This window comes from Pseudomonas sp. PA-4-8C (assembly GCF_021606625.1).
GTDB classification, from domain to species: Bacteria; Pseudomonadota; Gammaproteobacteria; order Pseudomonadales; family Pseudomonadaceae; genus Aquipseudomonas; species Aquipseudomonas lactis.
The window spans coordinates 33464-48431 of record NZ_WKCD01000018.1 but is presented as its reverse complement, the minus strand read 5'-3'; the positions used below and the strand labels follow the sequence as shown (position 1 = coordinate 48431).

At 59.2% G+C, this 14968-nt stretch carries 17 protein-coding genes, 1 tRNA gene and 1 pseudogene; 9 read left to right on the top strand and 10 right to left on the bottom strand.

Annotated elements, in window-relative coordinates; genetic code table 11:
• Positions 1-295 (bottom strand): annotated as a pseudogene (locus tag GIW04_RS05800) (Zn-dependent hydrolase); the annotation flags it as partial.
• Between the two features lie 11 nt (positions 296-306).
• Positions 307-1623 carry an MFS transporter gene (locus GIW04_RS05795; RefSeq protein ID WP_034135086.1) on the bottom strand — a complete coding sequence of 439 codons (1317 nt, stop codon included), beginning with the start codon at positions 1621-1623 and terminating at the stop codon, positions 307-309.
• Between the two features lie 157 nt (positions 1624-1780).
• Between GIW04_RS05795 and GIW04_RS05790 the strand changes: the two genes are divergently transcribed.
• The 4 genes from GIW04_RS05790 to GIW04_RS05775 all read left to right on the top strand — a co-directional run bounded on the left by GIW04_RS05790 (position 1781) and on the right by GIW04_RS05775 (position 4905).
• Positions 1781-2722 (top strand): LysR family transcriptional regulator, encoded by a 942-nt coding sequence (locus tag GIW04_RS05790; RefSeq protein WP_120247651.1) that lies wholly within the window; start codon positions 1781-1783, stop codon positions 2720-2722.
• Positions 2723-2828: 106 nt separating this feature from the next.
• Positions 2829-3143, top strand: coding sequence for a type II toxin-antitoxin system RelE/ParE family toxin (locus GIW04_RS05785; protein WP_034135084.1), 315 nt, complete (start codon positions 2829-2831; stop codon positions 3141-3143).
• A 2-nt stretch (positions 3144-3145) separates the two neighbouring features.
• Positions 3146-3433 carry a NadS family protein gene (gene nadS / locus GIW04_RS05780; RefSeq protein WP_014717446.1) on the top strand — a complete coding sequence of 96 codons (288 nt, stop codon included), beginning with the start codon at positions 3146-3148 and terminating at the stop codon, positions 3431-3433.
• A gap of 245 nt (positions 3434-3678) precedes the next feature.
• Entirely contained in the window at positions 3679-4905 is a 1227-nt protein-coding gene (locus GIW04_RS05775; RefSeq protein ID WP_034135083.1) for an MFS transporter, read from the top strand.
• Positions 4906-4977: 72 nt separating this feature from the next.
• On the opposite strand, the gene GIW04_RS05770 is transcribed toward GIW04_RS05775, so the two are convergent.
• Entirely contained in the window at positions 4978-5229 is a 252-nt protein-coding gene (locus tag GIW04_RS05770; protein ID WP_120247650.1) for a DUF6124 family protein, read from the bottom strand.
• Positions 5230-5871: 642 nt separating this feature from the next.
• Between GIW04_RS05770 and GIW04_RS05765 the strand changes: the two genes are divergently transcribed.
• Both GIW04_RS05765 and GIW04_RS05760 read left to right on the top strand, forming a co-directional pair.
• Positions 5872-6111, top strand: a complete 240-nt coding sequence (locus GIW04_RS05765; protein ID WP_020301039.1) for a type II toxin-antitoxin system RelB/DinJ family antitoxin — start codon at positions 5872-5874, stop codon at positions 6109-6111.
• A complete protein-coding gene (locus tag GIW04_RS05760) occupies positions 6101-6394 on the top strand; it encodes a type II toxin-antitoxin system RelE family toxin (protein WP_120247649.1) in 294 nt (97 codons plus the stop codon). Before GIW04_RS05765 ends, GIW04_RS05760 begins: the two co-directional genes overlap by 11 nt.
• Before the next feature lie 95 nt (positions 6395-6489).
• On the opposite strand, the gene GIW04_RS05755 is transcribed toward GIW04_RS05760, so the two are convergent.
• From GIW04_RS05755 to dapA, 5 genes are all read right to left on the bottom strand, one after another.
• A tRNA-Ser gene (locus tag GIW04_RS05755) sits at positions 6490-6579 on the bottom strand.
• An 83-nt stretch (positions 6580-6662) separates the two neighbouring features.
• The gene (gene purC / locus GIW04_RS05750) at positions 6663-7376 is read right to left on the bottom strand and encodes a phosphoribosylaminoimidazolesuccinocarboxamide synthase (protein ID WP_010212191.1); all 714 of its coding nucleotides are present in this window, start codon (positions 7374-7376) and stop codon (positions 6663-6665) included.
• 27 nt (positions 7377-7403) lie between these two features.
• Positions 7404-8162 (bottom strand): MBL fold metallo-hydrolase, encoded by a 759-nt coding sequence (locus GIW04_RS05745; protein WP_003189469.1) that lies wholly within the window; start codon positions 8160-8162, stop codon positions 7404-7406.
• Positions 8163-8166: 4 nt separating this feature from the next.
• Positions 8167-9282 carry an outer membrane protein assembly factor BamC gene (gene bamC / locus GIW04_RS05740; RefSeq protein ID WP_003189467.1) on the bottom strand — a complete coding sequence of 372 codons (1116 nt, stop codon included), beginning with the start codon at positions 9280-9282 and terminating at the stop codon, positions 8167-8169.
• Between the two features lie 17 nt (positions 9283-9299).
• Positions 9300-10178, bottom strand: a complete 879-nt coding sequence (gene dapA / locus GIW04_RS05735) for a 4-hydroxy-tetrahydrodipicolinate synthase (protein WP_034135081.1) — start codon at positions 10176-10178, stop codon at positions 9300-9302.
• Positions 10179-10440: 262 nt separating this feature from the next.
• Here dapA and GIW04_RS05730 point away from each other — a divergent pair, with 262 nt between their 5' ends.
• Positions 10441-11001, top strand: a complete 561-nt coding sequence (locus GIW04_RS05730; RefSeq protein ID WP_003189463.1) for a glycine cleavage system protein R — start codon at positions 10441-10443, stop codon at positions 10999-11001.
• 14 nt (positions 11002-11015) lie between these two features.
• Positions 11016-11489: a peroxiredoxin gene (locus tag GIW04_RS05725; protein WP_003189461.1), complete on the top strand. Its 474-nt coding sequence runs from the start codon at positions 11016-11018 to the stop codon at positions 11487-11489.
• Positions 11490-11508: 19 nt separating this feature from the next.
• On the opposite strand, the gene GIW04_RS05720 is transcribed toward GIW04_RS05725, so the two are convergent.
• Positions 11509-11748 carry a sulfurtransferase TusA family protein gene (locus GIW04_RS05720; RefSeq protein WP_003189460.1) on the bottom strand — a complete coding sequence of 80 codons (240 nt, stop codon included), beginning with the start codon at positions 11746-11748 and terminating at the stop codon, positions 11509-11511.
• 95 nt (positions 11749-11843) lie between these two features.
• Between GIW04_RS05720 and GIW04_RS05715 the strand changes: the two genes are divergently transcribed.
• Entirely contained in the window at positions 11844-13277 is a 1434-nt protein-coding gene (locus tag GIW04_RS05715) for a M48 family metalloprotease (protein WP_003189458.1), read from the top strand.
• Positions 13278-13345: 68 nt separating this feature from the next.
• Here the strand turns inward: GIW04_RS05715 and GIW04_RS05710 are convergent, their stop codons facing one another.
• A complete protein-coding gene (locus GIW04_RS05710; RefSeq protein WP_003189456.1) occupies positions 13346-14782 on the bottom strand; it encodes a DegQ family serine endoprotease in 1437 nt (478 codons plus the stop codon).
• Positions 14783-14968 lie beyond the last annotated feature (186 nt).

The following is a 14968-nucleotide window of genomic DNA, read 5'->3' as shown; positions in this document are numbered from 1 at the left end:
CCAACACGCCGTACACCCCATCGAAACGTCCGCCTTCGGGCTGGGTATCCAGATGGCTGCCCATCATCACCGGGGCGGCGTCCTTATCGGTGCCGGCGCGGCGAGCGAACAGGTTGCCGATAGCGTCCACGCTCAACGTCAGGCCAGCTGCTTTACACCAGTGGCTGAATAGCTCCCGACCGGCCTTGTCTTCAGCGCTCAATGCCAGACGGCAGCTGCCACCGCGTGCCGTCGCGCCGATCTCGGCCATGGCCATCAGGCTATGCCACAGGCGCTCGCCATTAATCTTCAACATTGCTGACTCCCTCAACTGTGTGCCATTTCCAGGCGGTGGGCCGTGGCGTGGCGGCGGGACAAAGCGAGTACGCACACCAACGACACCGCTGCGATGACGCTGTAGAAAACCGCCATCGGCCACCATTGGCCCAGGTATTGATGGGCCAGCCAGGTGCCGATCAGCGGCGTCAAACCACCGGCCAACGCGCCACACACCTGATAGGCCAAAGAGATCGCGGTGTAACGCACACGGGTTTCAAACAGGCCGCTGACGTAACCCGCGATCACGGCGTAGAACGACGCCATGCACACTACCGCCAAGGCAATACCAAAGATGATCAAGGGCGCCTGGCCGCTGCTGACCAAGACGAACATCGGATACGGCGAAGCCATTGCCAGTACGCACATGGCGCACAGGAACCGCGTAGCGCCGACCTTCTCCGCCACCCAGGCGGCCAGCGGCTGAACGCAGAACTGGATAATGGCAACGAAGAACAGGCATTCCAGAATCAGCGATCGCGGTAGGTCCAATTGCTGAGTGCTGTAGGCAATCATGAAGGTGTTGGTGAAATACACGCCGGCAATCCCCAACGTGTTGGCGCCAATGCACAGCAACAGGGGGCGCCAAGCCGTCTTCAGCACTTCCAGCACGGGGGCTTGGTCTTTCTTGATGGCGCGGGCTTTTTCCGCCAGGGCTTTGTCTTCGAGGAACTCCGGCGACTCGTTCACACCCAGGCGAATCGCCAGGCCGACCACCAGCAGCAAGGCACTGGCCAGGAACGGCAGGCGCCAGCCCCAACTGAGCAGATCCTCTTCTGGCAGACGGGTCACAGCGCTGAACGCCAGCAAGGAAAGGATCAAACCGGCCGGGCTACCCAATTGCGCGAAGGATGCAAAGAAGTTACGGCGCCCCTTTGGCGCATGTTCCCCGGCCATCAGCACCGCCCCGCCCCACTCGCCACCGACCGCGATGCCCTGCACCACGCGCAGCAAAATCAGCAACACCGGGGCCGCAGCGCCGATCTGCGCATAGGTCGGTAACAGGCCGATACACACCGTCACCACGCCCATCATCACGAGGGTAATCACCAGGGACTTCTTGCGCCCGATGCGGTCGCCGATATGGCCGAACACCACGCCACCCAACGGCCGTGCGAAAAAGCCCACGGCGAAGGTGCCGAATGCGGCCATGGTGCTGAACAGTTTATCGTCGGAAGGGAAGAACAGCTGACCGAACACCAGCGCGGCGGCGGTAGCGTAGATGTAAAAGTCGTACCACTCGATCATGGTGCCGATAAAGGCGGCGGCCGCGGCACGGCGAGGCTGCGGCGAAGCGGAAGGCTTCATGGGGCTGGCTCCTTTGGTTATTTTTTTGGCAGGAGAAGGTCAAACCAGTGCGCTCTGGTGGCGCTTGTTGAGCCCGATTTTTCGGCCTGGGGCTATGATTAGTCAATTTTCTATTTATTATCTTGATTATAAGAACTGCTTATTATCGAGCGACCCCATGCCCGAATCCCGCCGCGATATTCACCCCCTGCTCAATGACCGCCTGGACTGGAACTTGCTGCGCACCTTCCGTGTGATCGGCCAGGAACTGAGCATCAGCCGCGCCGCCGCCCGCCTGCACCTCACGCAACCGGCGATCAGCCAGGCGCTCAAGCGCCTGGAAGAACAGCTCGACTGCCAGCTCATCCTGCGCCGTGGCCCGCGCTTTGTGCTTACCGAGGCCGGTGAGCAGATCTTCGCCATTGCCGGTGAGATGTACGGCCAGGTCTCGCAGATGAGCAACGCCCTGCAAAAGCCGGGTGATGAAGTGATCGGCAAAGTGCGCTTGCTGATGATCAGCCGGATTAATTCCGACACGTTCGATGACTTTCTCGCAGGCTTTCATCGCGAGCACCCACGGGTAGACCTGGAGGTCGAAGTGATGCGCAGCTCCGACATCGTCGCCGCCCTGCTGGAAAAAACCGCAACCTTGGGGCTGAGCCTCAACCGTCGGTCACAGCCGCGCCTGGAACAGCACCTGTTCCTACGTCAGCGCTATGCGTTTTTTTGTGGGAAACACCACCCCTTGTTCGGACGCACCGGCTTGGTCGAAGGAGACTTGCAGTCGGAAAACTTCGTGAGTTTTACCAGCGATCAGATCGGCGGGATGCTCTCGCCGCTGACGATTTTTCGCGATCAGCAAGGGTTCGGCGGGCGGATCGTGGCGTCGTCATCCAGCCTGGAAGAAGTGCGGCGCCTGGTGATTGCCGGGTATGGCCTGGGATGCCTGCCGGTGCACGTGGTGGCCGAGGATGTGGAGAACGGGCTGCTCTGGCGGTTGCCGCCGGATGAGGGCATTGCGGATGTGGATATTCACGTGCTGTGGAATCGGGAGCAGAAGATGAGTCGGGCGGAGGGGGTGTTTATTGAGTGCCTTTTGGAGCGGTTGGCCAGAACATAATTGGCCGCATCCGAGTGCGCCAAAAAGCAGTTACAACTCACCGGATGCTCACCGAAGCGCGCACGGCTAGGATTGCAGCCAACTAAGCCAATGGCGTACATTAGCGATGATTTTCATTGAGACATCGGTCTTCACACGTCGCGTTAAAGAATTGATCGACGAGGATGCCTACATGGCCTTTCAGAACGTGCTTGTAGTGAATCCCGCCGCAGGCGATGTGATTGAGGGTACGGGCGGTATCCGCAAAATACGAGTAGCAGCCAAGAGCCATGGTAAACGAGGCGGGGCACGTGTGATCTATTACCACTTCGCCTCGGCATCACAGATTGTTTTACTGATGATCTATCCCAAAAATGAACAGCAGGACTTGAGCGCCGACGAACGCAAGTCACTGAAGGCTGCGATTGAGCACTGGAGATAGCTATGAGCCGACTTTTTGATGAATTGATGGAAAGCGTTCAAGAGATGAACGAGATCCTGCGCGGAGAACGGGAGCCATCCCGTGAATTTCATGTTGACTCAATGCGAGTTAAAGAAATCCGTAAGGCAACAGGGCTGACCCAGGCTAAATTCGCAGCGCTGATTGACGTTCAGCTCGGTACGTTGCGCAACTGGGAGCAGGGTCGTCGCGAACCTACTGGGCCGGCAAAGGCGTTGTTGAAAGCTATCCATAATGACCCAGTACATGTACTGAACGCGCTGGCTAGCTAAAATAAAACTCCACCCCCTGCACCTTAAACATCGTCATAACCGGAAAAGCTCGGAGCTGACTCAACTTCGGGCTTTTTCGTTTGTGATGCTGAGTGAGGACTCTTCAAAAACCTCACATCGATAGCACTGATGATTACTATCGAAACGAGCGCCTGCTCGATTGCCAACACTGATTCCTATAATCGCCCCCAGCTTCCCTCTCCTGCGTCTGACCTCAGGCGACTTTCACCTTGGAATCCCACACCATGCCAAGCGCGAGCCAGGCCTCTAACGGCCTTCCCGAACATAATCAACAAAGCGTCAAACAGCAGTGGCTGGCAATTCTTTCGGTCGCCGTGGGTGCATTTGCCCTGGTGACCAGCGAGTTTCTGCCGGTGGGCGTGCTCAACGACGTCGCCAGCGACTTGGGCATCAGTGCCGGCCACGCAGGCCTGATGGTCACCCTGCCCGGCATCATGGCGGCCCTTGCAGCGCCGTTGCTGTCGGTTGGCATTGGCGCCATGGACCGCCGCTATCTGCTGATCGGCCTGACGCTGGTCATGATCCTCGCCAACGGGGTGGTGGCCTATGCCACCGATTTCAGCCTGCTGCTGTTCGGCCGCGTACTGCTGGGCATCAGCATCGGCGGTTTCTGGGCCACTGCCATCGCCCTCAGCGGCAGGCTGGCGCCCAAGGGCGTGGGCGTCGCAAAAGCCACGTCGATCATCATGATGGGCGTGACCCTGGCCACCGTACTCGGTGTGCCCGTAGGCACCTGGCTCAGCGGCCTGATGGGCTGGCGCATGACCTTTCTGGTCACCGCGCTGGTGGGTGTGCCGGTGCTGCTGGCGCAAGTCTTGCTGCTGCCGCGCCTCAAACCGGAAAAGGCCATAGAGGTACGCGACCTGCCGGCCCTGTTTATCAACCCACAAGCGCGCGTCGGGTTGATCGCCGTACTGTTGATCGGCTTGGCGCACTTTGCTGCGTACACCTATGTCGCGCCGTTCTTCAAGCACAGCTCCGGCTTCGACGGGCCGACGATTGGCTCATTGTTGCTGCTGTATGGCGTGGCAGGCGTTCTGGGCAATGTGTTCGCCGGCTTCGCCGCCAACCGCAGCGTACGTAACACCTTGCTGCTGGTCGCGCTGATGATCGGTACCAGCACCGCCCTGTTCCCCTACTTCGCCACCGGTATGACGGGTGCCGTGGTGCTGATCGCGCTTTGGGGCTTTGCCTTTGGCGCCTTCCCGGCCTGCGCCAGTATCTGGATGTTCGTGGTAGCGCCCAAGGATGTGGAGCGAGGCATGCCGCTGTTCGTGGCGCTGTTTCAGGTGATCATTGCCCTGGGCTCGTTCTTTGGTGGGCGGATCGTCGACCAAATGGGCAGCTCGGTGTTGTTGAGCCTGGCCACTGTGTTGGTGGGGTTGGGGTTTGCGACCGTGCTGGTGTTGGGCCGTAAGGTGAGCAACAGCTTGGTGGCGCAGCCTGCCTGACCGAGTTGCAGCCACAAAAAAGCCTGCTGAGCGTTGAGTTCGGCAGGCTTTTTTCGTTTCCGGAGCAGGTGTTTATTGGGCCGTGGGGAAATCACGCTCGAGGACAGCGTCCACCAGGGCTTGCGCGTTCTCAATCAATTGAGCCAGGGCCATGATCACGGGCGACTGCGTGCTGACGGGATCTTCGGCGCATTGGTAAGCGGTTTGCAGGGCGGATGACAGGATTTCGGTGGCGTTTGTGAGGGCTTCTTCGGTGCCGACGTCATCGGCTACATGGAATATTTTACGCGGGGAAAATTCGGAATCAGAATCGAGATTGCTCATTGTGTAGCTCCTGTATGCAATGGGAACTGCCACATCCCGCTGTCAAACAGGATCAGGTGGCAGCTGTGCGCGGGTTGACAGACCGGTATACAGGACCCGGCGCACCCGAAGATGCCCCACGCACAGCCGCCATAAAACGACGTCACAGCAGAAGCGCTGTAATCGCATGGAGGTCGTACACCTGTAAATCAGTCTGTCAAAACCGGTCGCCATGAGGACGACGGCGGAAGGTTAGCGCCCTACCCCAGTCAACGCAACCCTGCTCGAAAACCGCCGAACCCGCATAACGTAAGCACCTGTTTCAGAAAAGCTTGGTAACCAGAATGCCCACAGGGAACCTTGTGCGCATAAGCCTCTGAGCTAGCCTGAAAAAGGTCGCCGCCGGGGCGGCATACTGTCAAGGGTGCTTATATGTCAACAAGATATCGCGATGCGGTCACAGGTGAATACGTAACAGAGCAAGAGGCGAAGAAAAGACCAAGAGAAACGGTGAAAGAAACCGATAAAAAGCGCCCGGCAAAGCCGACGAGCAAAAAGTAGGATCAACAGATGAGAGTGATTGCCGTATGTCTAGACAGACTTGCCAATGAAACCCGATTGCTCCAATGTAATGACCAACGTCATTACACAAGGAGCTATCCCTTGGCATCTATCAACATCCGTATCGATGACGACCTGAAAACTCGCGCCTACCTGGAGCTGGAGAAACTCGGTGTCACCCCTTCCGAACTGATACGCCAGGCGTTGCAATATGTTGCCGAGCGCGGCCAGTTGCCATTTAAGCCTGTGCTGATGACTGAAGAGGATGAAGCCTTGATGGCGACCGTACGTGAGCGTCTTGCATCGCCTCAACGCGTAAGGGTTTCTTTGGATGACCTATAGCCTTGATTTTGATGCGCGTGCATTGAAGGAATGGCAGAAGCTCGGTGACACCCTCCGTCAGCAACTCAAAAAGAAGCTGGTCGAAATCCTGAACAACCCACGTATTGAAGCTAATCGCCTACATCGCCTGCCTGACTGCTACAAAATCAAACTGCGTAGCAGCGGATACAGGCTGGTGTATCAAGTGATCGATCAGGAAATTACGGTGTTCGTGGTCGCCGTTGATAAACGTGAGCGTGATCAGGCTTATCGCAAAGCGTCTGAGCGCCTTGAACAGCGCTAGGCAGGACTAAAACAAATCCCTGAAGCAGCCATTAATAACGGCCGGAAATGAAAAAGCCCCGCAGCTTATTCAGCTGCGGGGCTTTTTCTATGTAATGGCGGAGAGATAGGGATTCGAACCCTAGGTACCGGTGAAGGTACAACGGATTTCGAATCCGTCCCATTCGGCCACTCTGGCATCTCTCCAACGGCGCGCATCATAACAGCATGATTGATGGATGCAAAGCGCCGAAGCGATTTTTTTCCGTGCTATCAGATGCTTGCGTCGATTACAGCGGTACGCCGAGACGATTGGCGACTTCTTCGTAGGCTTCGATCACGTCACCGAGGCCTTGGCGGAAGCGGTCTTTGTCCATCTTCTTCTTGGTGTCCTTGTCCCACAGGCGGCAACCGTCCGGGCTGAATTCGTCGCCCAGGACGATGGAGCCGTCGTGGAATACGCCGAATTCGAGCTTGAAGTCCACCAGCAACAGGCCAGCGTCGTCGAACAGCTTGCTCAGCACGTCGTTGACCTTGAGGGACAACTCCTTCATGCGCGCCAGTTGCTCAGCGGTGCCCCAACCGAACGCCACGACGTGGGATTCGTTGATAAACGGGTCGCCCTTGGCGTCGTCCTTCAGGAACAGTTCGAAGGTGTAAGGGTTGAGCTTGAGGCCCTCTTCCACGCCCAAACGCTTGACCAGGCTGCCGGCGGCGTAGTTACGCACGACGCACTCGACCGGGATCATGTCGAGCTTCTTGACCAGGCATTCGTTGTCGCCCAGCAGTTTGTCGAATTGGGTCGGGATACCGGCCGCTTCGAGTTTCTGCATGATGAAGGCGTTGAACTTGTTGTTCACCATGCCTTTGCGGTCAAGCTGTTCGATGCGCTTGCCGTCGAACGCCGAGGTGTCGTTGCGAAACAGCAGGATCAGGCGGTTGGCGTCGTCGGTCTTGTACACCGACTTGGCTTTGCCGCGGTAGAGTTCTTCACGTTTTTCCATGATGGGCTCCGCTTTGAGTAAGGTGGGCTAGGCGATGTGTCGCCAGTCGAGCCCTGAATCTTGATCGGCCAGTTGCAGCCAGTCCGGGTCGCACCCTAGGGTGTCGACAAAACATTGCCGGGCAAGCGTCGGCAGGTTGTTCTTGCTGCTGAGGTGAGCCAGGACCAGGTGTTGCAGGTCTTGCCAGCCCAACTCATACACCAGGTATGCGGCCTGGTGGTTGTTCAAATGTCCCAGCTCGCCGCCCACCCGCTGCTTGAGAAAATAAGGGTAATGACCGCGTGCCAGCAGGTCTCGGCAGTGGTTGGACTCGATCATCAAGGCATCGAGGTCCCGGTAACCCTCCAGCACCTTGGCGCAATAAGAACCCAGATCGGTGAGCACACCGAAGCGCCGCTCACCGTCACTGAATACATATTGCGTCGGCTCCTGGGCATCATGAGCAACCGCAACAACATTGATGCTCAGGGCGCCAATTTGCAGTTGCTCACCACCGGCCAGGAAGCCAGCAGGTTCAATGGGTTTGCGCATCCCGCGCAACGTGCCGCGACTCAAGTACACCGGTAAATTGTAGCGCCGAGACAGCAAACCCACGCCATGCACATGGTCGGCATGTTCGTGGGTTACCAGAATCGCGCTCAGTTGCGTGGGGTGAACCCCCAGGCGCAACAGGCGCCGCTCGGTTTCCCGCAGGGAGAAACCACAATCGACCAGCACGTACGTGTCATCATGGGCGACCAGCGTACCGTTCCCTTGGCTACCGCTGCCGAGAACGGCAAAACGCATCGGATCAGCCCAGGTTGTCTTGAATCACGCCCAACACTTTGCGCGCTGTTTCAGCTGGCGCGACGGTGTTGATGTTCTTCTCGACGGTAACTTGCACGCTTTCGCCCACCTTGCTCAAACGAACCTGGTAACGCTCGGCGCGGGTTTCGATCTCTTCCTTGGTCGGCGCGCTGCCGAACAATTTGCCGAAGAAACCTGGCTCGTCGTCTTTTTTCTCGGCCTTTTCAGCCACGTTGATGTAGTACAGGCCCAGGCTGCGGTTGATGTCTTCAACGCGCCAAGGGCCCTGCTCCAACGCGCGGCCAACACTGGCCCAGGCGCGGTCGAGGTCTTCACCCAGGTTCAGCACCACGTTGCCGCTGCCGTCTTCGGTGAGGCTGACGCGACTAGGGGTGTCGTAATCACGGGCGGCGAGTAAGGATACGGAACCACCCTTCTCGGAGATACGGCTCATGCTGGCCAGCATCTCGTCGACCAGCGCGGCGTCGACACCGGTGTTGACCGAGCGCGGGGTGAAGTCGACGTCAGCCGTGCTGCCGGCAGGCCGCTCGGCGCTGACCACATAGACTTCGCTGGTGTTGCGCTGCACGCCAGGCTCGATGCGCACACGCACACGGGCTTCGCTGTCGGCGGCTACACCGCCCGCCAGCAGGCGCTGGGCCATGTTGGCGGACAGCTCGCGACCTTGCTGCCACGCGGTGGTGAACTCACCGGTCTGCGGGCGTTGCTGGTCGAGGCGGAAACCGTTGTCCTGAAAGAACTGCACCGCCACCGGCCAGACTTCAGCAGGTGGGCGCTGAGCCACGATCCAGCGGTTGTCGCCGCTTTTCTGCAGGCTGTAGTCGCTGGCATCGGCCACGGCCGTGATCGGCTGTGGGCGTGGCACTACGTACTCACCCTTGACCGTGTCGTCGGCAACGTTGCGTGGAATCGGCAGCAACGGGTCAAGGCGCTTGGCGACATTGACATCAGGCGGCAGTTGCATCGGTTTGGTTGCTTGCGCTTCCAGGTAATCGCTGCCGCGGTCACGGAAGTAGCCTTCCGGCCCCCATACCCAACCGCAGCCACTGGTGCTGGAGATAATCAAGGCAAGTGCGGAAAGTCCGGCCAATCGCTTCATGCGTAGTGCTTCCTCAATTAAACCAGGACGCCGGACTGGCGCAGGGCCTGTCGCAGCGGTTCGTGACAGGCTTCGCTGAGGCGGGTGAGCGGCAGACGGATACCGTCCGGCATCAGGCCCATCTCAAACAGCGCCCACTTCACGGGAATAGGATTGGATTCGATAAACAGTGTCTTGTTGAGCGGCATCAGCTTCTCGTGGATCGCACGAGCGGTGGCTGCATCGCCAGCAATGGCGGCGGCGCACAGCTCGCTCATGGCGCGCGGGGCCACGTTGGCGGTCACGGAGATGTTGCCCTTGCCACCCAGCAGGATCAGCTCGACAGCGGTGGCGTCGTCACCGGAATACACCAGGAAGTCGCTGCTCACGCCGGCCAGGATGTCCTTGGCGCGCTGCAGGTCGCCGGTGGCTTCCTTGATGCCGATGATGTTCGGCACGGTGGACAGGCGGATCACGGTCTCTGCCTTCATGTCGCACGCGGTGCGGCCCGGCACGTTGTAGAGGATCTGCGGGATCTGCACGGCTTCGGCGATGGCTTTGAAGTGCTGGTACAAGCCTTCCTGGGTCGGCTTGTTGTAATACGGGGTTACCAGCAGGCAAGCGTCGGCGCCGGCCTTCTTGGCGTTCTTGGTCAGCTCGATCGCTTCACGCGTCGAGTTGGCGCCCGTACCGGCGATCACCGCAATGCGGCCCGCCACGCGCTTGACCACGAACTCGATCACCTGGATGTGTTCTTCCACATCGAGGGTGGCCGATTCACCTGTGGTGCCGACCGCCACAATGGCGTTGGTGCCCTCTTGCAGGTGGAAGTCCACCAGTTTGCCCAGGCTGTCCCAGTCGAGACGACCTTGTGCATCCATGGGTGTGACCAGTGCCACCATACTGCCCGCAATCATGCAACCGCTCCTGCCGGAAAAAGAGAGCCGTAATGGTACTGGCGCCAAGATGCTTGTACAAGCGAAGTACCGCGTGAGGATGCGTTCTGGCGCAACTAAACGACGGGCAATGCCATCATTAGGCCAAAGCACCGCCCGAAGCGGGCTGATCACGCAATGAAAACGCCACCTCCTAGCCCTTGGCGACGCTTTTCGCTACCCTTGATCCTTTGATCGATACCGCCCACACGGCATCGACCGCTCATCGCTTTAGGAAGGCTGCATGTCCACCCCCACAGTTCGCGAACAATTCCTTGTTATCAGTGCCCTCGGCGCCAACCCCATGGAGCTGACCAACGTCCTGTGCCGCGCCAGCCATGAGAACCGCTGCGCCGTCGTGACCTCCCGCCTGACCCGCCATGGCGAGTGCAGTGCGCTGGTCCTGCAGATTTCTGGCTCCTGGGATGCCTTGGCGCGTCTGGAAACCGGCCTGCCAGGCCTGGCCAAGAAGCATGATTTCACCGTCAACGTGGTACGCAGCGCTGCCCTGGAAAACCGTCCCCAGGCCCTGCCTTATGTAGCGTATGTCAGCTCGGCCTACCGTTCGGACATCGTCAACGAGTTGTGCCAGTTCTTTATCGACCATAACGTCGAGCTGGAAAACCTGACCTGTGACACCTACCAGGCGCCACAAACCGGCGGCACCATGCTCAATGCCACCTTTACCGTGACCTTGCCGGCCGGCGTACAGATCAGTTGGCTGCGCGACCAGTTCCTGGATTTCGCCGATGCCCTGAACCTCGACGCCTTGATCGAGCCATGGCGCCCACAGAACCCCATGTAAGGAAGTACTTCTCTATGCCGGTAGCCATCGACACACCCGTGGCCGATTTCGAGGCCCAGGCCACCAGCGGCCAGACCTTCAGCCTCGCAGCCCTCAAGGGCAAGCAAGTGGTGATCTACTTTTACCCGAAAGACAGCACCCCTGGCTGCACCACCGAAGGCCAGGGTTTTCGTGACCAGTACGCCGCGTTCAAGGCCGCCAATACCGAAGTGTTCGGCGTGTCGCGCGACAGCGTGAAGTCCCACGAGAACTTCAAAGGCAAACAAGAATTTCCTTTCGAGCTGATCAGCGATAAGGACGAAGCGGTCTGCCAGCTGTTTGATGTGATCAAGTTGAAGAAGCTGTATGGCAAGGAATACCTGGGCGTGGATCGCAGCACCTTCCTGATCGACAGCCAAGGCGTCCTGCGTCAGGAATGGCGCGGCGTGAAAGTGCCGGGGCATGTTGATGCGGTTCTGGCGGCAGCGCAGGCGCTGAACAAGGCTTGATCTTGCCTCGATAAGGCCTTCAGGCCTTGCGCAACCAATAACGGTACACACCCTCGGCGGCGTCTTCATGCTCCAGGGTGTGGCCGGCCAGCTTGGCAAAGGTGCGAAAATCGCGCTGGGAGCCGGCGTCGGTGGCTGTCACCTTGAGCACGGCACCGCTGGCCAGTTTATTGAGCTCCAGCTTGGCCTTGAGCAAGGGCAACGGGCAGTTCAGACCGCTGGCGTCGAGTTCGGCGTCACAGGCTACAACGTCGGTCATGGTGTTACTCCAGGCAAACATTTAGGCTGCTTAGAATATCTGGTCCCAAGCTCAGTGTCCGGCTACAGTAAGCTCTTTGTCGAAAGGCTTTGTGCATGACTTTTTTGCGCCCTACCCTGCTGACGCTGGCCTGCCTGCTGGCCTCCCCGGCCTTCGCTGACGACCTGCCGTCACTTGGTGACGCCAGCTCTGCCATTGTCTCGCCGCAACAGGAATACCAACTGGGCCGCGCCTGGCTGGCTTACCTGCGCGGCCAGGTCTCGCAACTCAATGACCCGCAACTCAAGGATTACGTCGAAACCAGCGTGTACAAGCTGGTGGAGACCAGCCAGGTCAATGACCGGCGCCTGGAATTTATCCTGATCAACAGCCCACAGCTCAACGCCTTTGCGGCACCGGGTGGGATCGTCGGGGTCAACGGCGGCCTGTTTCTCAATGCACAGACCGAAGGCGAATACGCGTCGGTACTGGCCCACGAACTGGCGCACTTGTCCCAACGCCACTTCGCCCGAGGCGTGGAAGCGCAATCACGCATGCAACTGCCGATGATGGCCGCCCTGCTTGGCGGCATTATCGCCGCTGCCGCAGGTGCCGGGGATGCCGGTATCGCCGCGATTGCCGGCTCACAAGCCGCGGCGATCCAGGAGCAGCGCCGCTTCTCCCGCCAGAACGAACAAGAGGCTGACCGCATCGGTATCCTTAACCTGGAGAAAGCAGGCTACGACCCTCGCTCCATGCCCACCATGTTCGAACGGCTGATGCGCCAATACCGCTTCGACGCCAAGCCGCCAGAGTTCCTGCTGACTCACCCGGTCACCGAATCGCGTATCGCCGACACCCGCAACCGCGCCGAACAGGCCAAACCCGGCGGCAAGGAAGACAGCCTGCGCTATCAACTGATTCGCGCACGGGTACAGCTCAAGTACGAAGACACACCAGGCCTGGCTGCCAAGCGCTTCCAGGCGCAGCTAGATGAAAACCCTAAAAATGACGTGGCGCGCTATGGCCTGGCCATCGCCCAGATCAAGGGCACTCAACTCAAGGAAGCACGGGAAAGCCTGGCGCCGCTGCTGGCCAAGGCGCCCAACGACATCACCTACAACCTGGCCCAAATCGAACTGGACATCACCAGCAACCGTATGCCGGATGCGCAGCAACGTACCGACCGCATGCTCACCCAGTACCCCAGCAACTATCCGCTGAACCAGGTGCGGGTAGATCTGTTGCTTAAACAGAACCGTACCGCCGATGCAGAAAAGGCGCTGGACGGGCTGCTCAAATCGCGCCCGGACGATCCGGACGTGTGGTATCAGGTCGCCGAAACACGCGGCTTGTCGGGCAACATCATTGGCCTGCATCAGGCCCGTGCCGAATATTTCGCATTGGTGGGGGATTTCCAGCAAGCCATCCAGCAGTTGGACTTTGCCAAGCGGCGTGCTGGCAATAACTTCCCGCTGTCCTCGCGCATCGACGCCCGTCAGCGTGAACTGATCGAACAGGAGCGCCTGGTGAAAGGCATGATGAGCTGAACCCGCCGCCCACAAAAAAGCCCCGCTGCCGTTAACCGGCAGCGGGGCTTTTTTATAGGTCTAGCGGATTACTCAGCCAGCTTGAAGGTGATGAAGCTGGCACGGCCTTGACGCAGGACGCGCATCGACACCGAGCGATTCTTCGGCAACGCCTTGGCGATGTCGGCGAACTCCTTGGTGGTATCGATTGCCTGGTTGTTCAAGTGGGTGATCACGTCACCCGGTTGCAGGCCGATCAAGGCGGCTGGGCCGTCCTGAACCTCCTTGATCACGACACCGCTTTGCAGGTCGAAGGTTTTCTTCTGTTCGGCGGTCAGTTCAACCACGGCGATACCCAGGCGGTTACTGCTGCGCTCGGCACCTGGCTTGGCGTTGCCCAGGGCGTCCAGGGTCGCGCCTTCTTCCGGAATTGCCCCAACGGTCAGTTCGACGTTCTGGCGCTTGCCGTCACGAATCACTTCCAGCTTGGCTTTGCCGCCGGCCTTGAGCGCGCCGACCAAATGAGGCAAGTCTGCCGACATGATGATCGGCTGGCCGTTCATGCTCAGGATTACATCGCCCACTTTCAGGCCGCCTTTGGCCGCAGGGCCATTGTCCTGAATCTGCGCAACCAGGGCACCGGCCGGCTTGTCGAGACCGAAGGACTCAGCCAGGTCCTTGTTCACTTCCTGGATCACCACGCCCAACCAGCCGCGGCTGACCTTGCCGCCGCTTTTGAGCTGATTGGAGACGTCCATGGCCACATCGATCGGGATCGCGAAGGACACGCCCATGAAGCCACCGGAGCGGGTGTAGATCTGCGAGTTGATGCCCACCACCTCACCGGCCAGGTTGAACAGCGGGCCACCGGAGTTGCCTGGGTTGATCGGCACGTCGGTCTGGATGAACGGTACGTAGTTTTCGTTCGGCAGGCTGCGACCGATGGCGCTGACGATGCCTTGGGTAACGGTGTGGTCAAAGCCGAACGGCGAACCGATCGCGACCACCCACTGACCGGCCTTCAGGTCCTGGGACTTGCCCAGCTTAAGCACCGGCAAGTCCTTGCCCTCGATTTTAAGCAAGGCCACGTCGGAACGTGGATCGGTGCCAATCAGCTTGGCCTTGAGTTCACTGCGGTCGGCCAGGCGCACGAGAATCTCGTCGGCATCGGCAATCACGTGGTTGTTGGTGAGGATATAGCCGTCAGGCGAAATGATGAAGCCGGAGCCCAGGGATTGGGCTTCGCGCTGGCCACCGCCGCCACGGGGGGAGCGTGGTTGCGGCATCCCTCGTTCGAAGAACTCGCGCAGCATGGGCGGCAAGCCTTCCAGGTCGGGCATCTGCTGGTTCGAGACTTTGCGATCCGGCAGCTTCTGCGTGGTACTGATGTTCACCACGGCAGGCGAGGCCTGCTCCACCAGTTGGGTGAAGTCAGGCAACTCGACCGCTTGCGCAGGTAAGGCCTGACCCAGCACCAGCACTGTGGCGACTATGGATAAGTAAGACTTCAAACGTGGTATCGACATACAGCTCCCGTTACGACGAGCAGGGTTAAGCGACAGGGTTCAATAAATGCCGGGCACTGCGACCGGCATTTTTGTTCCGCGAACAAACAAGGCCAGAGCCATCAAACCCTGACCTATAAAAAACATGGGAAGTTTTTGCAAGTGAAAATGCTGATCCAGAGATTTCATACACCCAGCCCCCAACCA